Here is a 452-nt window from a genome sequence, read left to right on the forward strand (position 1 = left end):
GCGTGGTCGATGCTTCAGCCACTCGACTTCTGAAACGTCGTTCATGAGTATGGGCAAGTCGCTTTTGGCTGATTACGGCCCTATTTTGAGCTCAACCCTTCGGGACACCGACCATAAAAAAGGCCGACGCAAAGCGTGGCCTTTTTTTACTCGATGCTTGATGAGTTTTTAAATGCTCCACGTGGAACACTGTCGGTTCAACCCGTGGCGGTCGACGCGACGCTTTCCAGTCGATATCCGTACCCGTAGATCGTCAGCAGCTGCCAACCCCTGTCGGCTGTCAGCCCCAGTTTGTTGCGCAGTCGGTAGATATGCGTGTCCAACGGCCGCGATGACAACATCTATACCTTCGTCCAAATCAGGTCATATAAGAATAAGAGAGAAAGCGACCGAGCGAATGTAACGAATAGACAGAATGACAGCCTGAACACCCGCAAGGACAGGTTGATGGG

Annotated in this window: 1 protein-coding gene; it reads right to left on the minus strand. The window is 52.0% G+C overall.

Going from position 1 to position 452, the window contains the following annotated elements; genetic code table 11:
• Positions 1-197: 197 nt before the first annotated feature.
• Positions 198-341, minus strand: coding sequence for a winged helix-turn-helix domain-containing protein (locus tag AC0L3U_RS38470; RefSeq protein WP_473364973.1), 144 nt, complete (start codon positions 339-341; stop codon positions 198-200).
• Positions 342-452 lie beyond the last annotated feature (111 nt).

It is taken from the genome of Bradyrhizobium sp. Kon69, assembly GCF_055807515.1.